At 61.7% G+C, this 24,422-nt stretch carries 19 protein-coding genes; 9 read left to right on the forward strand and 10 right to left on the reverse strand.

Translation table 11 applies throughout. From position 1 onward, the window contains the following. The first annotated feature begins 378 nt into the window (after positions 1 to 378). Positions 379 to 4,218 carry an EAL domain-containing protein gene (locus ACIPOO_RS26315; protein WP_400610890.1) on the forward strand — a complete coding sequence of 1,280 codons (3,840 nt, stop codon included), beginning with the start codon at positions 379 to 381 and terminating at the stop codon, positions 4,216 to 4,218. 233 nt (positions 4,219 to 4,451) lie between these two features. Beyond that, complete coding sequence (glyA, locus tag ACIPOO_RS26320; protein ID WP_274135727.1) at positions 4,452 to 5,705, forward strand: serine hydroxymethyltransferase; 1,254 nt, start codon at positions 4,452 to 4,454, stop codon at positions 5,703 to 5,705. Between the two features lie 165 nt (positions 5,706 to 5,870). On the opposite strand, the gene yjiA is transcribed toward glyA, so the two are convergent. The 3 genes from yjiA to ACIPOO_RS26335 form a co-directional block, all read right to left on the reverse strand. Next, positions 5,871 to 6,842, reverse strand: coding sequence for a GTPase (yjiA, locus tag ACIPOO_RS26325; RefSeq protein WP_400610892.1), 972 nt, complete (start codon positions 6,840 to 6,842; stop codon positions 5,871 to 5,873). Positions 6,843 to 7,020: 178 nt separating this feature from the next. Beyond that, positions 7,021 to 7,218 carry a YbdD/YjiX family protein gene (locus tag ACIPOO_RS26330; protein WP_274135730.1) on the reverse strand — a complete coding sequence of 66 codons (198 nt, stop codon included), beginning with the start codon at positions 7,216 to 7,218 and terminating at the stop codon, positions 7,021 to 7,023. A gap of 26 nt (positions 7,219 to 7,244) precedes the next feature. Beyond that, on the reverse strand, positions 7,245 to 9,314 hold the full coding sequence (locus ACIPOO_RS26335; protein ID WP_400610894.1) for a carbon starvation CstA family protein: 2,070 nt from the start codon (positions 9,312 to 9,314) through the stop codon (positions 7,245 to 7,247). Positions 9,315 to 9,448: 134 nt separating this feature from the next. Between ACIPOO_RS26335 and ACIPOO_RS26340 the strand changes: the two genes are divergently transcribed. Then, positions 9,449 to 9,817 carry a PilZ domain-containing protein gene (locus ACIPOO_RS26340; RefSeq protein ID WP_274135733.1) on the forward strand — a complete coding sequence of 123 codons (369 nt, stop codon included), beginning with the start codon at positions 9,449 to 9,451 and terminating at the stop codon, positions 9,815 to 9,817. Positions 9,818 to 9,936: 119 nt separating this feature from the next. On the opposite strand, the gene radA is transcribed toward ACIPOO_RS26340, so the two are convergent. Next, on the reverse strand, positions 9,937 to 11,307 hold the full coding sequence (radA, locus tag ACIPOO_RS26345) for a DNA repair protein RadA (protein WP_274135734.1): 1,371 nt from the start codon (positions 11,305 to 11,307) through the stop codon (positions 9,937 to 9,939). A 196-nt stretch (positions 11,308 to 11,503) separates the two neighbouring features. Between radA and mscL the strand changes: the two genes are divergently transcribed. Continuing rightward, positions 11,504 to 11,953, forward strand: coding sequence for a large-conductance mechanosensitive channel protein MscL (gene mscL, locus ACIPOO_RS26350; protein ID WP_274135735.1), 450 nt, complete (start codon positions 11,504 to 11,506; stop codon positions 11,951 to 11,953). Between the two features lie 171 nt (positions 11,954 to 12,124). Here mscL and ACIPOO_RS26355 read toward each other — a convergent pair whose 3' ends face one another. Beyond that, positions 12,125 to 12,901 (reverse strand): ferredoxin--NADP reductase, encoded by a 777-nt coding sequence (locus ACIPOO_RS26355; RefSeq protein WP_400610897.1) that lies wholly within the window; start codon positions 12,899 to 12,901, stop codon positions 12,125 to 12,127. A gap of 324 nt (positions 12,902 to 13,225) precedes the next feature. Here ACIPOO_RS26355 and ACIPOO_RS26360 point away from each other — a divergent pair, with 324 nt between their 5' ends. Together ACIPOO_RS26360 and ACIPOO_RS26365 are read left to right on the forward strand one after the other, a co-directional pair. Further along, positions 13,226 to 13,459 carry a LuxR C-terminal-related transcriptional regulator gene (locus tag ACIPOO_RS26360; RefSeq protein ID WP_400610899.1) on the forward strand — a complete coding sequence of 78 codons (234 nt, stop codon included), beginning with the start codon at positions 13,226 to 13,228 and terminating at the stop codon, positions 13,457 to 13,459. A gap of 149 nt (positions 13,460 to 13,608) precedes the next feature. Next, positions 13,609 to 14,733 (forward strand): methyltransferase, encoded by a 1,125-nt coding sequence (locus ACIPOO_RS26365; RefSeq protein WP_400610901.1) that lies wholly within the window; start codon positions 13,609 to 13,611, stop codon positions 14,731 to 14,733. A gap of 113 nt (positions 14,734 to 14,846) precedes the next feature. On the opposite strand, the gene ACIPOO_RS26370 is transcribed toward ACIPOO_RS26365, so the two are convergent. The 5 genes from ACIPOO_RS26370 to choX form a co-directional block, all read right to left on the reverse strand. Beyond that, on the reverse strand, positions 14,847 to 15,014 hold the full coding sequence (locus ACIPOO_RS26370) for a DUF2474 domain-containing protein (protein WP_400610903.1): 168 nt from the start codon (positions 15,012 to 15,014) through the stop codon (positions 14,847 to 14,849). 10 nt (positions 15,015 to 15,024) lie between these two features. Beyond that, positions 15,025 to 16,032 carry a cytochrome d ubiquinol oxidase subunit II gene (gene cydB / locus ACIPOO_RS26375; RefSeq protein WP_274135745.1) on the reverse strand — a complete coding sequence of 336 codons (1,008 nt, stop codon included), beginning with the start codon at positions 16,030 to 16,032 and terminating at the stop codon, positions 15,025 to 15,027. A 3-nt stretch (positions 16,033 to 16,035) separates the two neighbouring features. Then, entirely contained in the window at positions 16,036 to 17,475 is a 1,440-nt protein-coding gene (locus ACIPOO_RS26380) for a cytochrome ubiquinol oxidase subunit I (RefSeq protein ID WP_400610905.1), read from the reverse strand. 463 nt (positions 17,476 to 17,938) lie between these two features. Beyond that, on the reverse strand, positions 17,939 to 18,871 hold the full coding sequence (locus ACIPOO_RS26385) for an alpha/beta hydrolase (protein ID WP_400610907.1): 933 nt from the start codon (positions 18,869 to 18,871) through the stop codon (positions 17,939 to 17,941). Positions 18,872 to 19,037: 166 nt separating this feature from the next. Then, positions 19,038 to 19,979 carry a choline ABC transporter substrate-binding protein gene (gene choX, locus ACIPOO_RS26390; RefSeq protein WP_274135747.1) on the reverse strand — a complete coding sequence of 314 codons (942 nt, stop codon included), beginning with the start codon at positions 19,977 to 19,979 and terminating at the stop codon, positions 19,038 to 19,040. 443 nt (positions 19,980 to 20,422) lie between these two features. Here choX and ACIPOO_RS26395 point away from each other — a divergent pair, with 443 nt between their 5' ends. From ACIPOO_RS26395 to ACIPOO_RS26405, 3 genes are all read left to right on the forward strand, one after another. After that, positions 20,423 to 21,718 (forward strand): NCS2 family permease, encoded by a 1,296-nt coding sequence (locus ACIPOO_RS26395; RefSeq protein WP_274135748.1) that lies wholly within the window; start codon positions 20,423 to 20,425, stop codon positions 21,716 to 21,718. After that, positions 21,715 to 22,800: a tRNA (uridine(54)-C5)-methyltransferase TrmA gene (gene trmA, locus ACIPOO_RS26400; protein WP_400610910.1), complete on the forward strand. Its 1,086-nt coding sequence runs from the start codon at positions 21,715 to 21,717 to the stop codon at positions 22,798 to 22,800. Before ACIPOO_RS26395 ends, trmA begins: the two co-directional genes overlap by 4 nt. Before the next feature lie 276 nt (positions 22,801 to 23,076). Then, complete coding sequence (locus tag ACIPOO_RS26405) at positions 23,077 to 24,363, forward strand: MFS transporter (RefSeq protein ID WP_400610912.1); 1,287 nt, start codon at positions 23,077 to 23,079, stop codon at positions 24,361 to 24,363. Positions 24,364 to 24,422 lie beyond the last annotated feature (59 nt).

Here is a 24,422-nt window from a genome sequence, read left to right on the forward strand (position 1 = left end):
AACCTGGATTGGGACAGTGAATAAGGGCGCGAGCTTAGTGCTCCGTTGCAAAAAATGCTTTTTATTTATCGTCGCAACTTGCCGTGTGGCGTATCCGGGCCTTGAATTGGTTAAGGCTTGACCAGAAAAGCTGCGACAGAAAACTTACCGCGTAAGTCATAAAGCTGGAGCAAGGATTGCAAGCATTATGAAAAATTACAGGAATCGGGCACCTCGCGCGTGCCGCAAAGCTACCCGAATGCCGTCAACAGGGCAAACCGCGCAGCCCAATGGGGCTGGCACTTAGCCACAACTCAAGGCATGCTAGCCGCCCTTTGGGCGTCCAGCTTATAGTGCATTTCGCACACGCTGATTCAGTCCAGCAGTCAGGATCACAGTTTGTCCACACCAGCACCCACTCCTCCGTTGCGTTCCTCCAATAGCGCGGCGTCCGCGCCTTTACGGGGCTCGTTCAAAGGCGCACTGGCAGTGCTGGTGCTGCTGATGCTCGTGCTTTTGTTATGGCAGCTGGTTGAGCAGTTCCAACAGACCCAGGATCGCCAGCATCAGCGCAGCGTCGATTACAGCATCCAGCTGGCCGACCGCCTGAGCCTGAACATGGCGCTCAATGCCCAGGTCGCGTTGAACCTGCTGGACGGCGCCAACGGCAAGCCCGAGACCCAGGCGCAGACCGCCGCGATGCTTGAGCGCCTGCGCAAATCCATGCCGGGGCTGCTCAGTGTCGCCTGGCTGGACAGCTCGGCGGGTATCGCAATGGACAGCGCCACGGACAGCAAGGACGTCAGTTTCTTGACTCAATTGCACGCACGGGTCGAAGGTCATCCTTACTACTATGCCGATGCGCCGGACGGCTCGCTGTTCTACCTGCTGGTTCGCCAGCCCGGCAATGACAACCAGCGCTACTGGGCCATACGCCTGGACCCACAGGCGCTGAATTCCCTGACCCGCCAGAGCGCACAGGACTACCGGCCACTCTGGCGGCTTGAGAACACCTCGTCCCTGCACCTGGTTTTCCAGGGTGAACCCAGTGACAGCCAGGCCGCTGGCGGCAATCTGCAGACCGTGCTGCTGGAGCCTGTGGCCAACAGCGACTGGCAGTTGCGCGGGCTGTTCGACCCGGACCGGGCTCGGGAAGCGCTGATTGCGCCGTTGCTGGGCAAATGCCTGATCGCCCTGCTCTGCTCCATCGTGCCGTTGCTGGCGTTGCGCAGCCTGCGTCGGCGCCAGTTGCAACTGCATGAGAGCCGCCGTCGCTACAAGGACATCTTCGAAGGCACCGGCGTTGCGCTGTGCGTGCTCGACCTCTCGGGCCTGCCGGAATACCTCAAGCACCTGCAACTGAACAGCAGCGAGGAGTTGCAAAAGCGGCTGATCAATCACCCAGACCAACTCAAGGGCCTGCTGCATCAGTTGCGCATCACCGAGGTCAATCAGGTGGCCTCCAGCCTGTTGCGCGCTGATTCCGCGCAGAAGGTCTGGCAGCAGTTGATCGAGGGCTGCCCGCGTTCCCGCCAGGGCATTGGCGTGCAACTGATCGGCGCGGTGCTCGATGGCCAGCCTCAGCTGGAACTGGAAATCCTGCTGCCCGACGCGCAAGGCCAGGACCAGCATCTATGGCTGGTGGTGCGCCTGCCCGAGCAGCCCGAAGACTTCAATTCGGTGATCCTGAACATCAACGACATCACCAACCGCAAGCAGACCGAAATCGAACTGCTGGAGCGCGAGAGTTTCTGGTCGGATGTGGTGCGCACCGTGCCCGACCATCTGTACGTTCAGGACGTCGTGACCCGGCGCATGATCTACAGCAACCACCACCTGGGGCACACGCTGGGTTATAGCCGCGAAGAACTGCACCAGATGGGCGAATACTTCTGGGAAATCCTGCTGCATCCCGATGACGCCGAACCCTACGAGCAACTGCGCCTGGCCCGCAGCGAACAAGGTCTGAGCGCGCTGACCGAGTGCCAGTTGCGCTTTCGCGACCGGCGCGGCAACTGGCGGCGTTTCGACATCCGCGAGCAGGCCCTGGCGCCGGACAGCGATGGCCAGGTCACGCGCATCATCGGCGTGGCCAAGGACATCACCGAACAGATCGAAGCCAGCCAGTCCCTGCGTGACAGCGAGCAGCGCTACCGGATGCTCGCCGAAAGCATCAGCGACGTGATCTTTTCCACCGACCCCAAGCTTGCGCCCAACTACGTCAGCCCATCGGTCAACACCGTGCTGGGGTACAGCGCCGAATGGATTCTGGAGAACGGCTGGAACTCGATCATCGCCAACCCGCAGCAACTGACCAGCCTGAATTCGCTGCTGCACGTGATTGGCAAAGCGCTGAACAAACCCGAAGCGCTGGCGGCCCTGCGCCGTGAAATCACCACGCAGTTGTTCCTGTTCGACTGCCTGCGTGCCGATGGGCGCAAGATTCCGGTGGAGTTGCGTCTGGTTCTGGTGTGGGACGAATCCGGCGCATTTGAAGGCATTCTCGGTGTTGGCCGTGATATCAGTCAGCAGCGCCGTGCGGAAAAAGACCTGCGCATGGCCGCGACCGTGTTCGAGCACTCGACTTCGGCCATCCTGATCACTGACCCCGCCGGTTACATCGTGCAGGCCAACGATGCCTTCAGTCGGGTCAGCGGCTACGCGGTGTCCCAGGTGCTGGACCAGTTGCCGATGATGCTGACCGTCGACGACCAGCAGGAAGCCCACATGGGCTACATCCTCAAGCAGTTGAACCAGCGCGGCAGCTGGGAGGGCGAGCTGTGGCTCAAGCGTCGTGACGGCGAACACTATCCGGCGTGGGTCGGCATCACTGCGGTGCTGGACGATGAAGGCGACCTGGCCAGCTACGTGTGTTTCTTCAGCGACATCAGCGAGCGCAAGGCCAGCGAACAGCGCATTCACCGCCTGGCCTACTACGACGCCCTGACCCACCTGCCCAACCGCACGCTGTTCCAGGACCGCCTGCACACCGCCCTGCAGCATGCCGAACGCCAGCACGCCTGGGTGGTGCTGATGTTCCTGGACCTTGACCGCTTCAAGCCGATCAACGACTCCCTCGGCCATGCCGCAGGGGATCGCATGCTCAAGGAAATGGCCTCGCGCCTGCTCGCCTGTGTGGCCGAAGACGACACCGTGGCGCGCATGGGTGGCGACGAATTCACCCTGCTCCTGCAACCCGGCGCCACCCAGCAGGCAGCACTGACCCGGGCCATTCATGTGGCCGAACAGATTCTCGCAAGCCTGGTGAAACCCTTCGTGCTGGAAGGCCGGGAGTTTTTCGTCACCGCCAGTATCGGCATCGCCCTGAGCCCCCAGGACGGCAACGAGCTGAGCCAGTTGATGAAGAACGCCGACACGGCGATGTACCACGCCAAGGAGCGTGGCAAGAACAACTTCCAGTTCTACCAGGCGGACATGAACGCCAGCGCCCTGGAGCGCCTGGAACTGGAAAGCGACCTGCGCCACGCGCTGGAGCAGGAAGAGTTCACCCTCTATTACCAGCCGCAGTTCAGCGGCGACGGCAAGCGCCTGACCGGTACCGAAGCCCTGCTGCGCTGGCGCCATCCGCGCCGTGGCCTGGTGCCGCCGGGGGATTTCATTCCGGTGCTCGAAGAGTTGGGGCTGGTGGTGGAAGTCGGCGAATGGGTGCTGAAGGAAGCCTGTCGCCAGTTGCGCGAGTGGCATCTGGCCAAGGTTCGCGTGCCGAAAGTGTCGGTCAACATTTCCGCGCGGCAGTTCTCCGATGGCCAGTTGGGCACGCGCATCGCCAACATCCTCCAGGAAACCGGCCTGCCGCCGGCGTGCCTTGAGCTGGAGCTGACCGAAAGTATCCTGATGCGCGAAGTCAGCGAGGCCATGCATATCCTCGACAGCCTCAAGCGCCTGGGGCTGAGCATCGCGGTGGACGACTTCGGCACCGGTTACTCATCGCTGAACTACCTCAAGCAGTTCCCCATCGATGTGCTGAAGATCGACCGCACCTTCGTCGACGGTCTGCCCTCGGGCGAGCAGGACGCCCAGATCGCCCGCGCCATCATCGCGATGGCCCACAGCCTGAACCTGGCGGTGATCGCCGAAGGCGTGGAAACCCACGAGCAGCTGGATTTCCTGCGTGAGCATGGTTGCGACGAGGTGCAAGGCTACCTGTTCGGCAGACCGATGCCGGCGCAGCGCTTCGAGGCGCAATTCAGCAATGATGCCCTGTTCATGATCGATTGATCCGTAGCAGTACAGCTTGCCGAGGCTTGATCCTTGTAGGAGCGCGCTTGCCCGCGACCACGTCCAAGCAGACACCGCTGCGCTGGCTGACACACCCGGTCGCGGGCAAGCGCGCTCCTACAGGTTGTGGATGAAAGCCGCTTGTCCACGACATGACCGCCTTTCATATGCCATATAAAACCCGATGTTGTAGAATGCCCCCCTTTTCTACTGCACGATCCCCGAGGACCGCCATGTTCAGCCGTAATTTGACTATCGCCAAGTACGACTCCGACCTGTATGCCGCTATGGAACAGGAAGCCAAGCGCCAGGAAGAGCACATCGAGCTGATCGCCTCGGAAAACTACACAAGCCCTGCCGTCATGGAAGCCCAAGGCTCGGTGCTGACCAACAAGTACGCCGAAGGCTACCCAGGCAAGCGTTACTACGGTGGTTGCGAGTACGTCGATATCGTCGAGCAACTGGCCATCGACCGCGCCAAGGAGCTGTTCGGCGCCGACTACGCCAACGTCCAGCCACACGCTGGCTCCCAGGCCAACAGCGCCGTCTACCTGGCCCTGCTGAACGCCGGTGACACCATCCTGGGCATGAGCCTGGCCCACGGCGGTCACCTGACCCACGGCGCCAGCGTTTCCTCCTCCGGCAAGCTGTACAACGCTGTTCAGTACGGCATCGATGGCAACGGCCTGATCGACTATGACGAAGTCGAGCGCCTGGCTGTCGAGCACAAGCCAAAAATGATCGTGGCCGGTTTCTCGGCTTACTCGCAGGTCCTGGACTTCGCCCGTTTCCGCGCCATCGCTGACAAGGTCGGTGCCTACCTGTTCGTCGACATGGCCCACGTGGCCGGTCTGGTCGCCGCTGGCGTCTACCCGAACCCGGTTCCGTTCGCTGACGTCGTGACCACCACCACCCACAAGACCCTGCGCGGTCCACGTGGCGGCCTGATCCTGGCGCGCGCCAATGCCGAGATCGAGAAGAAACTGAACTCCGCCGTATTCCCGGGCGGCCAGGGCGGCCCTTTGGAGCACGTCATCGCTGCCAAGGCGATCTGCTTCAAGGAAGCGCTGCAGCCTGAGTTCAAGACTTACCAGCAACAAGTCGTCAAGAACGCCAAGGCCATGGCCGCCGTGTTCATCGAGCGTGGCTTCGACGTGGTTTCCGGCGGTACCGAGAACCACCTGTTCCTGCTGTCGCTGATCAAACAGGACATCTCCGGTAAAGACGCCGACGCCGCACTGGGCAAGGCTTTCATCACCGTGAACAAGAACTCGGTGCCAAACGACCCGCGCTCCCCGTTCGTCACCTCCGGCCTGCGCTTCGGCACCCCGGCTGTGACCACTCGCGGCTTCAAGGAAGCAGAGTGCAAGGAACTGGCTGGCTGGATCTGCGACATCCTGGCTGACCTGAACAACGAAGCGGTGATCGACGCCGTTCGCGAGAAGGTCAAGGCCATCTGCGCCAAGCTGCCGGTTTACGGCGCTTGATAGCGGTTGCCTGATATGAAAAAGCCCGGCTCTTGAGCCGGGCTTTTTTGTGGGCAACGATGATCGCTTGCAGGAGCGCGCTTGCCCGCGATCGCGGTTTGTCTGACGCCGGTGCGGTGAATGACACACCGCCGTCGCGGGCAAGCGCGCTCCTACAGTTGTCAGCTACGCTGCAGCAACCCTGGCAAACCCTTCGCGAATCTTCTCTTCCGGCAACTCGTCGGCGATGAACACGATCACGCTTTCGCGCTTCTCGTCTGCCCCCCACTCCACGTCGAAATCAAAACCGTAGAGTTTGAGCACGCCCTGAAACACCAGCTTGCGGTCTTCGCCTGAGATGTTCAGCACGCCCTTGTAGCGCAGCAGTTGCTTGCCGTGGTCTTCCAGCAGTTCGTTCATGAACTCGCTGAGCCTGTCGATATCCAGCGCCTTGTCGCTGCGCAGCACCAGGCTGCTGATGCGGTCGATGCCGCGCCCTGCCGGTGCGACCGGACGCAGGACCATCCCGCCGACATCCGCGTTCAGGTTGAAGCCGCGCACGTCCAGTAGTTCGGCGAGGTCGATCTTGCCGTGCTCGACCACGCGGATCGGCGCACGGCGGTTGATGCGGGTAAGGCGCTCGCTCAAAGCCTTGAACGTCGCCTCCTCCACCAGATCGGTCTTGCTCACCAGCAGGCGGTCGGCGAAACCGATCTGCGCCTGGGCGATGGTCTGCTCCAGGTGGGTGTCGGCGTGGGCGGCGTCCACCAGGGTGATGATGCCGTCGAGGATGTAACGCTCACGCAGTTCTTCATCGATGAAAAAGGTCTGGGCCACCGGCGCCGGGTCGGCAAGACCGGTGCATTCGATCACCAGGCGGTCGAAGGCGATCTCACCGCTGTCCAGCCGCTCCAGCAGCAGGACCAGCGCCTTGGTCAGGTCGGTGTGAATGGTGCAGCACACGCAGCCGTTGGACAGGGTCATCACTTGTACCGGCTCATCGCCCAGCAACTGGGTATCGACACCTGCGTCGCTGAATTCGTTTTCGATGACGGCGATTTTAAGGCCGTGTTCGGCCTTGAGCAGATGACGAAGCAACGTGGTCTTGCCCGCGCCGAGAAAACCACTCAGAACGGTGACGGGGATGGGTGTGAACACAAGAAATCTCCAGCACTCATGAATAACCGTAGGAGCGCGCTTGCCCGCGACTGCGTAGTGTCAAACGACGTATGGGGTGCAGACACACTGCGGGTCGCGGGCAAGCGCGCTCCTACAAAAGAAAACGCGCCACGACAGGCGTGACGCGTTTTTAACACAAGTTGCGACAGTCAGCCGATCAACAGCACTTCGGCCCACCCTTGCCGCCGTAACGCGCATCCTGGCGTTCCCGGAAGAACGCCTCGTACGACATCACCGGCTTGTCAGGGTGCTTGGTCTGCATATGTTCGACGTAGGTGTCGTAGTCCGGCATGCCGACCATCAGGCGCGCGGCCTGACCCAGATACTTACCCAGACGACTCAGGTCATTGAACATATGCAGCTCCTCGCCTTACAGCGCACTCAGTTGGTTTTCGGGAAGGCCTGGAATGGCGCTTCCTTGTCGCTGCGTTCTTTCTTGATCCAGGCGGCGCGGCCGACCTTGATCGCGTAGAACAGGATGCTCAGCACCACGAACAGGAACAGCGTGGTCAGCGCCGCGTTGGTGTACGCGTTGAAGATCACATGCTGCATCTGGTCGGCGGTCTTGGCCGGGGCCAGGATCTGACCGGCGTCAGCCGCCGCGCTGTATTTCTTCGCCAGGGCCAGGAAGCCAACGGCCGGGCTTGGGTCGAACAGTTTGATAAAGCCTGCCGTCACGGTGCAGATCAACAGCCAGGAAGCCGGCAGGATGGTGACCCAGACGTACTGCTGACGCTTCATTTTGATCAGTACAACGGTGGCCAGCATCAGCGCGATACCCGCCAGCATCTGATTGGAGATACCGAACAGCGGCCACAGGGTGTTGATGCCGCCCAGCGGATCGATCACGCCCTGGTACAGCAGGTAACCCCAGAGCGCCACGCAACCACCGGTGCCGATGGCGTTGGCGGTCCAGGACTCGGTGCGTTTGAGCGAAGGCACGAAGCTGCCCAGCAGGTCCTGCAGCATGAAGCGACCGGCACGGGTACCGGCGTCAACGGCGGTCAGGATGAACAGCGCTTCGAACAGGATCGCGAAGTGGTACCAGAACGCCATGGTGTCCTGACCAGGGAAGGCCTGATGCAGGATCTGCGCGATACCGACGGCCAGGGTCGGCGCACCACCGGCACGGGCCAGTACGGTGTTCTCACCAATTTCCTTGGCCACGGCGGTCAGTTGATCCGGGGTGATGACAAAGCCCCAACTGCTGACCATCTGTGCAACCGCGTTGACGTCACCGCCGACAATCGCCGCCGGGCTGTTCATCGCGAAGTAGATGCCTGGCTCGATCACCGAAGCCGCCACCATCGCCATGATCGCCACGAACGACTCCATAAGCATGCCGCCGTAACCGATGTAACGGGCGTTGACTTCGTTATCCAGCAGTTTCGGCGTAGTACCCGACGAAATCAGCGCATGGAAGCCCGACACCGCACCACAGGCGATGGTGATGAACAGGAACGGGAACAAGGTGCCTTTCCACACCGGTCCGGAACCGTCTGTGAACTGGGTCAGGGCTGGCATTTTCAGCTCAGGCGCCAGAATCAGGATGCCGATGGCCAGGGCGACGATGGTGCCGATCTTCAGGAAGGTCGAAAGGTAGTCGCGCGGTGCCAGTACCAGCCAGACCGGCAGCATGGCCGCAACGAAGCCGTAGCCCACCAGCAGCCAGGTGATCTGCACGCCGGTGAAGGTGAACACCGGTGCCCACTCAGGGCTCGCAGCGACATGGCCACCGACCCAGATCGACAGCAGCAGCAAGACCACGCCAATCACCGAAATTTCGCCGATACGGCCCGGGCGAATGAAGCGCATGTACACGCCCATGAACATCGCAATCGGGATGGTCGCCATGACGGTGAACATGCCCCATGGGCTCTCGGCCAGGGCCTTGACCACGATCAGCGCCAGCACCGCAAGGATGATGATCATGATCAGGAAGCAGCCGAACAGGGCGATGGTGCCCGGGATGCGGCCCATTTCCTCGCGGACCATGTCGCCCAGCGAACGGCCGTTACGGCGGGTGGAGAGGAACAGGATCATGAAGTCCTGCACGGCACCGGCCAGTACCACGCCGGCGATCAGCCAGAGGGTGCCGGGCAGGTAGCCCATCTGCGCAGCCAGCACCGGACCCACCAGCGGGCCTGCCCCGGCAATGGCAGCAAAGTGGTGGCCGAAAAGAATGTGTTTGTTGGTCGGAACGTAGTCCAGGCCGTCATTGTTGAGCACGGCAGGCGTGGCCCGGTTCGGGTCCAGCTGCATGACGCGCGATGCGATGAACAGGCTGTAGTAACGATAGGCAACCAGGTAGATAGCGACCGCAGCGACCACGATCCAGAGTGCGTTGATTGCCTCTCCCCGACGCAATGCAACCACTCCCAGGGCCCAGGCCCCGAGAATCGCAACAATCAGCCAGGGCACATGGCGCAGCAGACTATTATTGTTTTTCATTTTTTATTTCCAACTGAGTGGACTTGTTTTGAACGGCCTATTGAGTTTAGCGCCGCTGAAGCGAAAGGCCACCCCCACAATGGTCTAGCGCCGGATTTGACCTATAGTCAAAACATCCAAGGAGAAGTCGACTCATGACAGATTCCCACGAAGAGCGTCGCCGTTTTAAACGTATCTCGTTCGATGCCAAGACCGAACTGACCCAAGGCCCGAAAAGCTGGCCGGTGCATTTGATCGATCTGTCACTCAAAGGACTTTTGATCGAACGCCCTTCGCCCTGGCAGGGCAATCCGGATGAGCCCTTCATTGTCGATATCCATTTGAACGTCGATATCGACGTGCGCATGGAAGTGCGCCTGACCCACGACGATCACAATCATCTGGGGTTTGTCTGCGAACACATCGGGCTGGAGTCGGTGACGCACTTGCGGCGGCTGATCGAGTTGAACCTGGCCGACCCTGCAGAGCTTGAGCGGGAGTTGGCGGCGTTGATCGAGGTCTGAATAACACCACTGTAGGAGCGCGCTTGCCCGCGATTGCGGTGTGTCTGAAACATCAATGCTGTCTGACACACCGCAATCGCGGGCAAGCGCGCTCCTACAAGGGTTGCGGCCGCCAGGTGCTACTCCTCGAACAACGCATCCAGCGCTTGATCGAGCCGGGTCACGGCGATCACCGTCAGGCCTGGCGGTGATTCCTTCGGCGCATTGCCCTTGGGCACGATGGCCCGCTTGAAACCGTGCTTGGCGGCCTCTTTCAATCGTTCCTGCCCGCTCGGCACCGGCCTTACTTCGCCCGACAGCCCCACCTCGCCGAACACCAGCAGATCCCCCGGCAATGCGCGATTGCGCAGGCTGGACATCACCGCAGCCATCAATGCCAGGTCGGACGCGGTCTCCAGCACCTTCACCCCGCCGACCACGTTGAGAAACACGTCCTGATCGTGGGTCGGAATGCCGCCATGGCGATGCAGGACCGCCAGCAGCATCGCCAGGCGGTTCTGATCCAGGCCCAGGGTCACCCGGCGCGGGTTGGACAGGTGACTGTCATCCACCAGCGCCTGTACCTCCACCAGCATCGGCCGGGTGCCTTCCCACGTGGCCATGACCACGCTGCCTGCAACGGCTTCCTGTGCACGGGTCAGAAAGATCGCCGACGGGTTAGAGACTTCTTTCAGGCCCTTGTCAGTCATGCCGAACACACCCAGTTCGTTGACCGCGCCGAAGCGGTTCTTCACCGCCCGCAACAGGCGAAGACGACCGTCCGATTCACCCTCGAAATACAGCACGGTGTCGACCATGTGTTCGAGTACGCGAGGCCCGGCCAGTGCGCCCTCCTTGGTCACGTGGCCTACCAGGAAAATCGCCGTGCCGCTCTGCTTGGCGTAGCGCACCAGCAGGGCTGCGCTTTCACGCACCTGCGAGACACCGCCCGGCGCCGATTGCAGTTGCTCGGTGAAGATGGTCTGGATCGAGTCGATGACCATGACCTTGGGCTTCTCGACCCGGGCCGTGGCGATGATGCTCTCGATGCTGGTTTCGGTCATGACCCGCAGCTTGTCCTGGGGCAAGCCGAGGCGGCGGGCGCGCATGGCGACCTGTTGCTGCGATTCCTCGCCGGTCACGTACAGCGCGGGCATGCGTTCGGCGATGGCGCAGAGGGTCTGCAGCAGGATGGTCGATTTGCCGATACCGGGATCACCGCCGATCAGCACCACCGAGCCGTCCACCAGGCCGCCGCCCAGCACCCGGTCCAGTTCGGCCGAGTTGGTGGAGAAGCGCGGAATCTCTTCGACGCTGACCTCGGCCAGGGTCTTGATCTGCGCCTGCTGGCCGGTCCAGCCCGAGCGGCCGCTGGGGGGCGCTGCGCCGCCGCTTTCGATCATGGTCTCGGTCAGCGTGTTCCAGGCGCCGCATTCGCCACACTGCCCCGCCCACTTGGGAAAGGTCGCGCCGCACTCGGTGCAGCCATACATGCGTTTGGCCTTGGCCATGAAACCCCCGCCGCAAAAAAGGGCCAATCATACCTCATGGCCAGAAACCCGGTGGAATGCGGCTCGTGACGAGGTTTTGCACGCAATCGGATAAAACTTCCACGTACAGACCCGGTCGATTGCAGGGATTACGCGAGATGCGTGTAGCTGTCATACACTGCATCCACCACCCTCATCTGTAACAAAGGAATACACCATGAGCGTACTAAGCGAGTTCAAAGCCTTTGCCGTCAAAGGAAACGTGGTCGACATGGCCGTCGGTATCATCATTGGCGCGGCATTCGGCAAGATCGTTTCGTCGTTCGTCGGCGATGTAATCATGCCGCCCCTGGGGCTGCTAATTGGCGGCGTGGACTTCAGTGATCTGGCGATCACGTTGCGAGGCGCGGAAGGAACGGCCCCGGCAGTGGTACTGGCCTACGGCAAATTCATCCAGACCGTGATCGACTTCATCATCGTGGCGTTCGCCATTTTCATGGGTGTGAAGGCGATCAACCGCCTCAAACGCGAAGAAGCCAAGGCCCCGACCGTGCCACCCGTTCCGACCCCACAGGAAACCCTGCTGACCGAAATCCGCGACCTGCTCAAAGAGCAGAACAGCAAACCGGCGGCACCGATTCAGGTCAATCCTGATCGGTTGGTATGATACCGCACTATCGTCCAAACAATGCTTCACCCTGTGGGAGTGAGCTTGCTCACGAAGGGGCCGGTACATCCGCCAGATATGTAGCGGATGGAACACAGCCTTCGTGAGCAAGCTCACTCCCACAGGTTTTGTGATCACCCGATGACCGCGCAGCGCCAGCGGGCGTTTGTTTTACCAATAATTCTCAACGGCGATCTGGCCCGGCTTGCGGGTCAGGGCCAGGCGCATGTCGCGGGTCTTGAGCAGCGCGCGGGTGTCTTCGATCATCTGCGGGTTGCCGCAAATCATCACTCGCGAATGCTCAGGCGTCAGTTCGACGCCCGCCACCCGCTCCAGCTCACCGTTCTCGATCAACGTGGTAATGCGCCCATGCAACGCGCCGGGGTGTTTTTCGCGGGTCACCGTGGCGATGAACTGGAACTTGTGGGCGTATTCGGCCAGGTATTCGCGCCGGGTCAGCTCGGCGATCAGCTCCTGATACGCCAGCTCCGCCGCTTCGCGCACGCTGTACACCAGAATGATGCGCTCGAATTTTTCCCATACCTCGAAGTTCTGCAGGATCGACAGGAACGGCGCCACCCCCGTGCCTGTGGATAACATCCACAAATCGCGGCCATCGGTGAAGCGGTCCAGGGTCAGGTAGCCGGTGGCCTGTTTTTCCACCATCAGCGTGTCGCCCGCACGCAGGCGGCTCAGTTCGCTGGTGAACTCGCCACCCGGGACCACGATCGAGAAGAAATCCAGGTACTCGTCGAACGGCGACGACACCACCGAATACGCCCGCCACACAGTGCTGCCGTCGGCCTTGGTCACGCCCAGGCGCGCGAACTGCCCCGCCGTGAAGCGAAAGCCGGCATCGCGGGTGGTGCGCAGGGTGAACAGGCTGGGGGTCAGCGGCGTGACGTCGAGCAGCGTCTGCCGGGTGAATTTCTCTGCACTGGCGTTCATGGGCGCTCCGGGCTCCTTCGATTCCAATCAATACGCCCAGTGTCCCGCAAACCGGTGGTTATAAACACCGCGGGTTTGTAGTGGTATCGGCAAATCCGTGGAACGGCTTTTAGAGTATTTCGCGATAGGCGTTATCGCGAAGGCGTCGCAGGGCTCGTCACGCCAGACTCTTAACCAATTGATTTAATTGAAATTACTAAAGAATCCCAACGATTGTACGGTGATGCAGGCTGGCCGGCACCCTGCGAAGACCCCGTCATCCACTGGCATCCTTTCCTAGACTTCATTCAGAAAGGGATCTGACGAAACGCATGGAGGCTGGCCATGGAACATCTGATTACCGATATCGCTGTCCAATCACACTACAAAGGCCTGACGCTTCGGGAGGTTGAGGTCCTCAAATGGTCGGCCGAGGGCAAGACCGCCGCAGAGGTGGCGATCATTCTGGATTTGAAGATACGCACGGTGAACTTCCACATCGGCAGCGCCAAGCGCAAGATCGGGGTCGCCAACAAGACGTCGGCGGTCGTCCACGCCGCGCTGCAAGGGCTCTTCTAACCAGGATGCGGGCGCATTCGCCACCCCACAAAAACGCAGGTACAGGCAGCGGAAAACACGTAAAATCGCCGATTTCGCCAGTCTTTAGCGCAGCTGAACACCAGCCGCCAAAGCCGACCGCGTCGTCAACGAATGGAAATGCCCTGCCCATGCCCCTGCTTACCACGCCTTTCGCCCAGCTCGACCTGATTCGCCAGCCCGAGCAGTCGGATGAACCGTTGCAGGCCTTCGATGCGGCCGACGAGTACCTGCTCAACCACGTGGCCGAGCATGGCCTGACGTTGCAGACCCGGGTGCTGATTCTCAACGATAACTTTGGCGCACTGGCCGCAAGCCTTGCGCCCCATGCAACCGTGTTCAGCAGCACCGATTCGTTTCTGGGCGTTCAGGCACTGGAGAAAAACCTCGCCCGTAACGGCCAGGCCTTCGATGCCGTGCCGGTGATTCCGGCGAGCGAGCCGCTGGTCGGGCCCTTCGACTGGGTTTTGATCCGCGTGCCGAAAACCCTGGCACTGCTGGAGGAACAACTGATTCGCCTGCAAGGCCAACTGGCCCCGGATGCCAGGGTAGTCGCGGCAGGCATGATCAAACACCTGCCACGCTCGGCCGGTGAGCTGATGGAAGAGTACATCGGCCCGGCGCAGGCCTCGCTTGCGGTGAAGAAAGCCCGGCTGCTGTTCTGCACCCCTGAAGCCAAGCCGTTTCAAGCATCGCCCTTCCCGACCCGCTACACCCTGGATGAGCCGAAGATCGAGCTGGTCAATCACGCCAACGTTTTCTGTCGCGACGGCCTGGACATCGGCACCCGAGCGTTCCTGCCGCATCTGCCGAAAAACCTCGGCAATGCCCGGGTGGCGGACCTGGGCTGCGGCAACGGCGTGCTGGCGATTGCCAGCGCACTGGCCAACCCCGACGCGCAGTACACGCTGGTGGATGAGTCGTACATGGCGGTGCAATCGGCCCGGGAAAACTGGCGGCTGGCGCTGGGGGAGCGTGAGGCGGTGATCCGCGCGGGCGATGGCCTGGCGGGTCAGGAAGAGGATTCGCTGGACGTGGTGCTGTGCAATCCGCCGTTCCATCAGCAGCAAGTGGTGGGAGATTTCCTGGCCTGGCGCATGTTCCAGCAGGCGCGCTCGGCGCTGGTCACCGGCGGCGCGCTGTACATCGTCGGCAACCGGCACCTGGGCTACCACGCCAAGCTGGCGCGGCTGTTCCGTGGGGTGGAGCAAGTGGCGGCTACGCCGAAGTTCGTGATTCTCAAGGCTCGCAAGTAACCCCACCCCACAACGTAGGAGCGCGCTTGCCCGCGACGCCGGTGTGTCAGTCAACTAAGATGTGATTGACTCTACGCCGTCGCGGGCAAGCGCGCTCCTACAGGGTGGTTTGATCAGTGGGTTTTCATCCCCGCCGCTGTCATGAACATCCGCAGCAGGCTGGCGACGACGAACAACGCCAGCACACTGCCTGTCCAGATCACCACCAGCCAGCCAAGCCGCTGCCAGAGCGGCTTTTTGGCAGCCGCATCGTCTTCATTCAGAGAATCCTTGCCGGTCATCGCCGCGTCCTCAGTGGTAGCCGTCTTCGTGGGTAACCTTGCCGCGGAACACGTAGTAGCTCCAGAAGGTGTAACCCAGGATGAACGGGATGATGAACAGCGTACCGACCAGAATGAACCCCTGGCTCTGCGGCGGCGAAGCGGCGTCCCAGATCGAGACCGCGGGCGGAATGATGTTTGGCCACAGACTGATGCCCAGCCCGCTATAGCCCAGGAACACCAGCACCAGCGTCAGCAGGAACGGTGTGTAGTGCGCGTTGCGCTCAATCGCCTTGAAGAAGAAGTACAGGGTGACCAGCACCAGCCCCGGCACAGGCATGAACCAGAACAGATTCGGGATGCTGAACCAGCGGTCGGCAATTTCCGCATGGGCCAGCGGCGTCCACAGGCTGACGGCTGCCATGACCGCCAGCGTGACGAGTGCCAGAGGCCGGGCCAGATCGTGCATCGCCTTCTGCAGGGCGCCTTCGGTTTTCATGATCAGCCAGGTGCAGCCCAGCAACGCGTAGGCCGCGATCAGCGCGACACCACAGAACAGCGAGAACGGCGTCAGCCAGTCCAGCCCTCCGCCCGCATAGGCGCGATTGACCACCGGAATGCCATCAATGTAGGCCCCCAGCGCCACACCCTGGAAGAAGGTCGCCACCAGCGAACCACCGATGAACGCCTTGTCCCACAGGTGGCGCTTGGCGTCGGTTGCCTTGAAGCGAAACTCGAACGCCACACCACGGAAGATCAGGCCGATGAGCATGAAGATCAGTGGCAGGTACAGCGCTTCGAGAATCACCGAATACGCCAGCGGAAACGCGCCGAACAACGCAGCGCCACCCAGCACCAGCCAGGTTTCGTTGCCGTCCCAGACCGGTGCGACGGTGTTCATCATCACGTCACGATCGGTCTTGCCCTTGATGAACGGAAAGAGAATGCCGATCCCGAGGTCGAAGCCGTCCATGACGACGTACATCATGAGGCCGAAGATGATGATCACGGCCCAGATCAGTGGAAGATCGATACCCATGACTCAGTTCCCCTCACGCACGGTGTCTTTGTGGCCTTCTTCGCTGCCTTCGTCGGCAGCAGAGAGAGGACGTGCAGGCGTGCGTTTCTGGCCCGGCCCGCCATGTGGCGTGTCATCGCCTTCATGGGTTTTCGGCCCTTTGCGCACCAGGCGCATCATGTAGCCGAACCCTGCGCCGAACAGCATGAAATACACCAGGACGAACAGCACCAGAGTGATGGTCAACTGCTCTACGCTGTGGTTTGAAGACGCGTTTGCCGTGCGCATCAGCCCGTAGACCACCCACGGCTGACGTCCGATTTCCGTGGTGAACCAGCCCGCCAGCATCGCGATCAGGCCAGCCGGCCCCATGCACATCACCAGCCCCAGGAACAGCCGATTGCTATACAGCCCGCCGCGCCAGCGCAGCCAGGCACTCCACAGGCCCACGAAGATCATCAGCATGCCCAGGGCCACCATGACCCGGAACGACCAGAAGACGATCAACGAGTTGGGACGATCCTCAGGCGGGAACGACTTGAGCGCCGGGATCTGTTTGTCCAGGCTGTGGGTCAGGATCAGGCTGCCCAGATACGGGATTTCGACGGCATATTTGGTGCGCTCCTCTTTCATGTCGGGGAGGCCGAACAGGATCAGCGGGGTCGGTTCGTCGCCGATATTCTCCCAATGCCCTTCGATGGCCGCGATCTTCGCTGGCTGGTGTTCCAATGTGTTCAAACCGTGGGCATCACCGACCACTGCCTGAATGGGCGCGACGATCAGTGCCATCCACATGGCCATCGAGAGCATCCGGCGAATGGCCGGGTTATCGCGCCCGCGCAGCAGGTGCCAGGCCGCCGAGGCACCGACGAAGAACGCCGTGGCGACGAATGCGGCAATGGCCATGTGCGCCAGGCGATAGGGGAATGAAGGGTTGAAGATGACGGCGAGCCAGTCCACCGGAATCACCCGGCCGTCGACGATTTCGAAGCCCTGCGGGGTCTGCATCCAGCTGTTGGACGCCAGGATCCAGAAGGTCGAAATCAAGGTGCCCACTGCAACCATGACGGTGGCGAAAAAGTGCAGCCCGCGCCCCACGCGGTTCCAGCCGAACAGCATCACGCCCAGGAAACCGGCCTCGAGGAAGAAGGCGGTGAGCACTTCGTAGGTCAGCAAGGGACCGGTGATCGCGCCGGCAAAATCCGAGAACCGGCTCCAGTTGGTGCCGAACTCGTAGGCCATGACCAGCCCGGAGACCACGCCCATGCCGAAGTTGACGGCGAAGATCTTCGACCAGAAGTGGTACAGATCGCGGTAGGTGTTGTCGTGGGTCTTGAGCCACAGACCTTCGAGCACCGCGAGAAAGCTCGCAAGCCCAATGGTGATGGCAGGAAACAGAATGTGGAACGATACGGTGAACGCGAACTGAATTCGGGCGAGATCGAGCGCCTCTAAGCCGAACATAGGTCTTCCTCTATCAGGTGATACCGGCATCAGACCTGGGGGCCTTTGGGCGACTGCCCCCCACGAAGTATTGAGTACGCCTGCGTGCAATTGTTCTTTTTGATTTCGCGCTCAGGCCACACGGAAAAAAGCCTCGCGAGTGAAGCGGGTCTGTTTGAGCGTTGAGTCAAGCCGACCGGTCAATCAAAGCACCAGAGGCGATTGATTCAGGTCAACCAACGTTGAAAGAGTAGTCCCATTTCGGCACATGGCCTGCGTGGTCTTTTGCCGCGTGGCGAGTTGTCTCACCTGTTGATGCAGAGCAGTTGGAGGGAATACGGATCAGATGGCGGGTTATCCCCAAGGCCTTTGCCTGCAAGATATCGCGGGCACGCCACAAATCCCGTAGCAGCACGGCTTGCCGGCGGGGGCGATCTTGAGTCCGCGCCCGCGGGCAAGCCCATCTGCTACGGGACCGCGTGAATCATAGGGAGCTGCGCAGAAACCCCAGCAACGCCGCGACCAGACGCCGATACAGCGCATCCACTTCCGGTACCCGGCCTTTGCCGCGCAGGCTGCCGTGGACCAGGCCAAGGCCCGGGTCGAATTCGGTGGGCACGTCGGCCTCGCGCAGGGCGCGCTCGTAGCAGACGCCGTCATCGCGCAGCGGATCGAACTGCGCGACGGCAATGAAGGCCGGGGCCAGCCTGCGGAAGTCAGTGGCATTGAGCGGCATGGCATAAGGGGAGCGCTCGTCCTGCGCCAGGTACAGGTTGCGGTAGAACGCCAGATCCGCCGTGCCCAGCAATGGCGCATCCAAACACTCGCTGCGCGACGGCAGCTCATCGGCGCCGCCCAGCCCTGGGTAGATCAGCGCCTGCCCCACCGGTTGGCGCTCGCCCGCTTCGCGCAAGGCCAGGCAGACTGCTGCGGCGAGGTTGCCGCCGGCACTGTCTCCGGCGATGGCAACACGGCGCGGGTCGATATCCAGGCGTTGCGCCTGGGCCTGCAACGCATGCCACGCCTCAAGGCAATCCTCAAGACCAGCGGGAAAAGGGTGTTCAGGTGCCAGCCGGTAGTCCACGGCGATCACCACGGCGTTGAGGTCCGTGGCCAGGGCTGCGGTGAGAAAGTCGTGGGAATCCAGATCCCCCACCACCCAGCCGCCACCGTGCAGGTACAGCACGCAGGGAGAGGGATGTTCGAGGGAAAGATGATGAGGGCGGTAGCTGCGTACCGCCACCCCACCCAGGCTGAAATCCTTGACGGACAGTTCAGCAGGGCGCGTCGGCGTAAAGGCTTCGCACATGCGCGAATACGCGCGACGCTGATCCGCGATATCCAGCGAATCAACGCTGTAGGAGACGGTCTTTTCGACGAAGTTCGCCATTTCTGGCGACAGGGGATAAGGCATCACGACACTCCGCTGAACTGGCGGCCAGTGGATGACCTGTAGGAGTGAGCTTGCTCGCGATGCGTTCTTTCAGCAATCGCTGCGGTGTCTGTCACACCGAATCGCGAGCAAGCTCACTCCTACAGGGTCCGGTTGCGGTTTTGCGACCAAGTAACGGGAAGCCCCCCTATTACTTGTTCACCGCCACCTGCACGGCCGCTGTCGCGTCCTTGCCGTCGAAGGTGGTCACGCCATCGAGCCAGCGCTTCACATCTTCCGGGTGATCCTTGAGCCATTGTTTGGCGACGTCGTTCGGGGCCTTGCGGTCCATGATCGGCACCATCATCTGGCTTTCCTGCGCCGCCGTGAACTTCAGGTTGCTCATCAGTTTGTTGACGTTCGGGCAACGGGTCGCGTAATCCGGGGCGGTCACCACCGATACGGTCGCCGCACCTTCACCCGGGCCAAACACGTCCTCGCTGCCGGTAAGGTAAGCGATTTTCATGTTGATGTTCATCGGGTGTGGGGTCCAGCCCACGAAGACCACCCATTCGTTACGCTTGGTAGCGCGCTGCACGGCGGCCAGCATGCCCGCCTCCCCCGACTCCACCAACTGGAAGCCACCCAGGCCGAACTGGTTCTTCTCGATCATGCCCTTGATGTTGGCGTTGGCGCCGGTGCCGGGCTCGATGCCGTAGATCTTGCCGCCCAGCTTGTCCTTGAATTTGGCGATGTCGGCGAAGGTCTTCAGGCCGCCGTCCGCCACGTACTGCGGCACGGCCAGGGTGGCCTGGGCGTCGTTCATGCTCGGGGTGTCAAAAACCTTGACCTGATTGGCGGCCACGAAGGGTGCGATGTTCTTGTCCATCGCAGGTTTCCAGTAACCGAGGAACACGTCCAGGCGGTCATCGCGCAGGCCACCGAAGACGATCTGTTGAGCGGCGCTGGTCTGCTTGACGTCGTAACCCATGTTCTGCAGCAGCACCTCGGCCACGGCGCTGGTGGCGATCACGTCGGTCCAGTTGACCACACCCATGCGCACGCTCTGGCATTTGGCAGGCTCGGCTGCCATCAAGGCCGTGCTGCTCAGCATCAACACACCGCAACTGATCTGACGAATAAATCTCTTCATGCGTGCTCCTCGGGTCGGCTCGTTATTTTTAATCAGCTCTTTTTGGCAGTTCTTTTAAGGCTTCAAGACCCACGGCTATCTGAATGCTGCCGCGTTGGAGCAAATTACGCAGCCCCACCCGGCGCGAAACGCACCAGCGCGACCTGTGCTTGCACTGGGGCGACATCTGCAAAAGTAGCCCACTGACATCACCTTCTGCAGGAGCGCGCTTGCCCGCGATCAGGGTGTAACAGCCAAAGTATCGGTGCAGACACGCCGCAATCGCGGGCAAGCGCGCTCCTACCATTACGCTTTGATCAGCGTAGGCAGCCATCGCGCAAACCTGCTGGTATGATGCGCGGCTTTTTCCGACTGGCAGAATTTATGCAGGCTGTTTCGACAGGCTGTGCTTTTCTCTATTAGTCGATTCAACTCACGGCGCCATGCGCCAAAGGAAGCCATAAATGCTGGAGCGGCTGTTTCAACTCAGGGCACATAACACCAATGTGCGCACCGAAATCCTGGCCGGGGTCACCACCTTCCTGGCCATGGCCTACATCCTGTTCGTCAACCCGAGCATCCTCGGCGAGACCGGCATGGACAAGGGTGCTGTATTCGTCGCCACGTGCCTGGCCGCCGCCATCGGCTCCACGGTCATGGGCCTGATCGCCAACTACCCGATCGCGCTCGCGCCGGGCATGGGCCTGAACGCCTTCTTCACCTACACCGTGGTGCTGCACATGGGGCACACCTGGCAGGTGGCGCTGGGTGCGGTGTTCATTTCGGCGGTGATGTTCTTCCTGCTGTCGATCTTCCGCATCCGCGAATGGATCATCAACAGCATCCCGTTGCCGCTGCGCTCGGCCATCGCGGCCGGTATCGGCCTGTTCCTGGCGCTGATCGCCCTGCACAACGCCGGCATCGTGGTCAGCAACCCGGCGACCATGGTCGGCCTGGGCGACCTGAAACAACCGGCACCGATCCTGGCGACCCTGGGCTTCGTGCTGATCGTGGCGCTGGAAGCCCTGAAAGTGCGCGGTGCGGTGCTGATCGGCATTCTGGCGGTGACCATCGTTTCGATCCTGCTGGGCTTCTCTCCGTTCGGCGGCGTGATGTCGATGCCGCCTTCGCTGGCCCCGACCTTCCTGCAACTGGACATCGCAGGCGCCTTGAACATTGGCCTTGTGAGCGTGATCTTCGCGTTCCTGTTCGTTGACCTGTTCGACAACTCCGGCACCCTGATCGGCGTCGCCAAGCGCGCCGGGCTGATGGGCAAGGACGGGCACATGCCGAAAATGGGCCGTGCGCTGGTCGCCGACAGTACCGCAGCGATGGCCGGCTCCCTGCTGGGCACCTCGACCACCACCAGCTACATCGAGTCGGCGGCGGGCGTCAGCGCCGGTGGCCGCACGGGCCTGACCGCCATCGTGGTCGCGGTGCTGTTCCTGCTGGCGCTGTTCTTCGCCCCGTTGGCGGGCAGCGTTCCGGCCTATGCCACCGCCCCTGCCCTGCTGTTCGTGGCAGTGCTGATGACCTCGGGCCTGGCGGAAATCAACTGGGACGACATCACCGAAGCCGCGCCGGTGGTCATCACCGCCCTGGCGATGCCGTTCACCTATTCCATCGCCAACGGCATCGCCTTTGGTTTCATTTCCTGGACAGCGATCAAACTGCTCAGCGGCCGTGGCCGTGAGTTGAATCCGGCACTGGTGATTCTGTCGATCCTGTTCGTGATCAAGTTGGGCTGGTTCAACGCATGAGTTCTGTTTTCGACCCCGCGAGCTACAGCCGTCAGCTCGACGAAAAAGCCGAGCGGCTGCGCGAACTGCTCAAGCCGTTCGACGCACCCGAGCCGCAGGTTTTCGATTCGCCGCGCGAGCATTACCGCCTGCGCGCCGAGTTTCGTCTGTGGCGCGACGAGGGCAAGCGCCATTACGCGATGTTTGCCCCCGGCGACAAGCACACGCCGATCCTGATCGACGATTTTCCCATCGCAAGCCTGCAGGTCAACGCGCTGATGCCGGTGCTGCGCGAGCGCTGGGAAGCCAGCAAGACGCTCAACCACAAGCTGTTCCAGGTGGACTTCCTGACCACCCTGGCAGGCGACGGCATGGTCACCCTGTGCTACCACCGCCCGCTGGACGAGGCTTGGCAACAGGAAGCCGAGCTACTGGCGAAGGACCTCGACGTCAGCGTGATCGGCCGATCCAAGGGCCAGCGTCTGGTGATCGGCCGCGATTACGTGACCGAGCAACTGGACGTGGCCGGCCGCACCTTCAGCTATCGCCAGCCCGAAGGCGCGTTCACCCAGCCCAACGGCACGGTGAACCAGAAGATGCTGAGCTGGGCCTTCGAAGCCCTGGGCGAGCGTGAGGATGACTTGCTGGAGCTGTATTGCGGCAACGGCAACTTCACCCTGCCGCTGGCGACCCGCGTACGCAAAGTGCTGGCCACCGAAATCAGCAAGACCTCGGTCAACGCCGCGCTGAGCAACCTGGCGGACAACGCTGTGGATAACGTCACCCTGGTGCGTCTGTCGGCTGAAGAGCTGACCGAAGCGCTGAATGACGTGCGCCCGTTCAGGCGCCTGGCCGGTGTGGATCTTAAAAGCTACGACTTCGGCAGCGTTTTCGTCGACCCGCCCCGCGCCGGCATGGACCCGGACACCTGCGAGCTGACCCGGCGTTTCGAGCGCATCCTGTACATCTCTTGCAACCCGGAAACCCTGGCCGCCAACATCGCCCAGCTGCACGACACCCACCGGGTAGAGCGCTGTGCGTTGTTTGACCAGTTCCCGTATACCCATCATATGGAATCGGGTGTGCTGCTGGTTCGCCGGTAAACGCCTTTATGATCGTTCCCACGCTCCGCATGGGAACGATCAGCATGAAATAGGGTGTGCTGCTGGTCAGACGCTAACCCTGTAGGAGCGCGCTTGCCCGCGATTGCGGTGTGTCAGGTACAGAGATTTCGTCTGGCACGACGCCATCGCGGGCAAGCGCGCTCCCACAAGAGCATATTGCACCCCGCGACCTTAAAATTTCTGACAGTAAGCGGCATATACCTGCTTACCGGTGTATAACAGTCGGCCGTCTCTCGCTTCGATGGATGTCCTGCCTTGAGTTCCGAAACGCCTGCCTCTGCGACCGCTTCCGAAAGCGCGCTCAAACTTCCCGGCTTCTTCGCTTTTTTGACGGCACGCCTGGCGGCCGTTTTCGCCATGCAGATCCAAGCGGTGGTCGTGGCCTGGCAGGTCTACGACATGACCCGCAGCCCGATCTCGCTGGCGTATGTGGGCCTGGCGCAATTCATCCCGATGCTGTTGCTGTTGATGCCGGCCGGCGATCTGATCGACCGCTACGACCGCAAGCTGATCCTGAGCATCAGCTGGATCGTGCAGGCCCTGTGCAGTCTGATGCTGATGCTGTTCTCGGTGACCCATCACCAGGACACCCGCCTGATCTACGCCACCCTGGCCCTGTTCGGTTGCGCCCGCGCGTTCACCGGTCCCGCGCTGCAAAGCCTGTTGCCTCAGGTAGTGCCACGGGAAAAACTGGCCTCGGCGATTGCCACCAACAGCATGATCATGCGCATTGCGACCATCGCAGGCCCCTTGGTCGGCGGCGGACTTTACGCACTGGGCGGCGGAGGCCTGACCTATACCGTCTGCATGTGCAGTTTCATTGCGGGTGTGTTGTTGCTGACGCGGGTTCCGGTGCTCTTCGCGGGCAAGAAACAGATTCTTGAATCCACGGCCTGGAAACGCTTCACCGCCGGCATCGCCTTCATCCGCTCGCGGCCGATCATTCTGGGGACCATTTCCCTGGATCTGTTCGCCGTATTGCTGGGCGGCGTGGTGGCACTGCTGCCGATCTACGCCCACGAAGTGCTGCACCTGGGGCCGCAAGGCTTGGGCGCCCTGCGCAGTGCGATGAGCCTGGGCGAAGTGAGCACCGGCCTTTACCTGGCAGCGCGGCCATTCGACCGCCATGTGGGCCTGGTGATGTTCATCGCGGTGGCGGTGTTTGGCCTGGCGAACCTGGTGTTCGCGCTGTCGACGCTGTTCTGGCTGTCGTTGCTGGCGCTGATGATCGCGGGCGCCGCCGACATGGTCAGCGTCTACATTCGCTCGACCCTGGTGCAGTTCTCGACACCCGATGAGATGCGCGGCCGGGTCAACGCCGTGAACATGCTGTTCATCGGCTCATCCAACGAACTGGGCGAGTTCCGCGCCGGCAGCAGCGCGGCCCTGTTCGGCGCAGTTCCCGCCGCAGTGATCGGCGGGCTCTGCACCCTGGGCGTGGTGGGCACCTGGATGGTCGGGTTCAAGACCCTGCGCCAGGTGAACCACTTCGCCGAGGCGTCACCCGACTCAGTCACTGCCATGGCGGCTAAAGCCGCATAACCCTGTAGGAGCGCGCTTGGTCTGGGCCGCATCCGGACGACTGCGGTGTGTCAGTTGAG

It is taken from the genome of Pseudomonas sp. NPDC090201 (assembly GCF_044746825.1).
In the GTDB taxonomy this organism is placed as follows: domain Bacteria; phylum Pseudomonadota; class Gammaproteobacteria; order Pseudomonadales; family Pseudomonadaceae; genus Aquipseudomonas; species Aquipseudomonas putida_AD.

Bases quoted from the DNA above. Each gene is read 5' to 3' on its own strand.
- ACIPOO_RS26340 (WP_274135733.1), top strand. From the start codon at position 9,449: ATGACAGATTCCCACGAAGAGCGTCGCCGTTTTAAACGTATCTCGTTC.
- glyA (WP_274135727.1), top strand. From the start codon at position 4,452: ATGTTCAGCCGTAATTTGACTATCGCCAAGTACGACTCCGACCTGTAT.
- ACIPOO_RS26395 (WP_274135748.1), top strand. From the start codon at position 20,423: ATGCTGGAGCGGCTGTTTCAACTCAGGGCACATAACACCAATGTGCGC.
- cydB (WP_274135745.1), bottom strand. From the start codon at position 16,032: ATGGGTATCGATCTTCCACTGATCTGGGCCGTGATCATCATCTTCGGC.
- ACIPOO_RS26330 (WP_274135730.1), bottom strand. From the start codon at position 7,218: ATGTTCAATGACCTGAGTCGTCTGGGTAAGTATCTGGGTCAGGCCGCG.
- ACIPOO_RS26380 (WP_400610905.1), bottom strand. From the start codon at position 17,475: ATGTTCGGCTTAGAGGCGCTCGATCTCGCCCGAATTCAGTTCGCGTTC.
- ACIPOO_RS26335 (WP_400610894.1), bottom strand. From the start codon at position 9,314: ATGAAAAACAATAATAGTCTGCTGCGCCATGTGCCCTGGCTGATTGTT.
- choX (WP_274135747.1), bottom strand. From the start codon at position 19,979: ATGAAGAGATTTATTCGTCAGATCAGTTGCGGTGTGTTGATGCTGAGC.
- ACIPOO_RS26360 (WP_400610899.1), top strand. From the start codon at position 13,226: ATGGAACATCTGATTACCGATATCGCTGTCCAATCACACTACAAAGGC.
- mscL (WP_274135735.1), top strand. From the start codon at position 11,504: ATGAGCGTACTAAGCGAGTTCAAAGCCTTTGCCGTCAAAGGAAACGTG.
- ACIPOO_RS26370 (WP_400610903.1), bottom strand. From the start codon at position 15,014: ATGACCGGCAAGGATTCTCTGAATGAAGACGATGCGGCTGCCAAAAAG.
- trmA (WP_400610910.1), top strand. From the start codon at position 21,715: ATGAGTTCTGTTTTCGACCCCGCGAGCTACAGCCGTCAGCTCGACGAA.
- radA (WP_274135734.1), bottom strand. From the start codon at position 11,307: ATGGCCAAGGCCAAACGCATGTATGGCTGCACCGAGTGCGGCGCGACC.
- ACIPOO_RS26355 (WP_400610897.1), bottom strand. From the start codon at position 12,901: ATGAACGCCAGTGCAGAGAAATTCACCCGGCAGACGCTGCTCGACGTC.
- ACIPOO_RS26365 (WP_400610901.1), top strand. From the start codon at position 13,609: ATGCCCCTGCTTACCACGCCTTTCGCCCAGCTCGACCTGATTCGCCAG.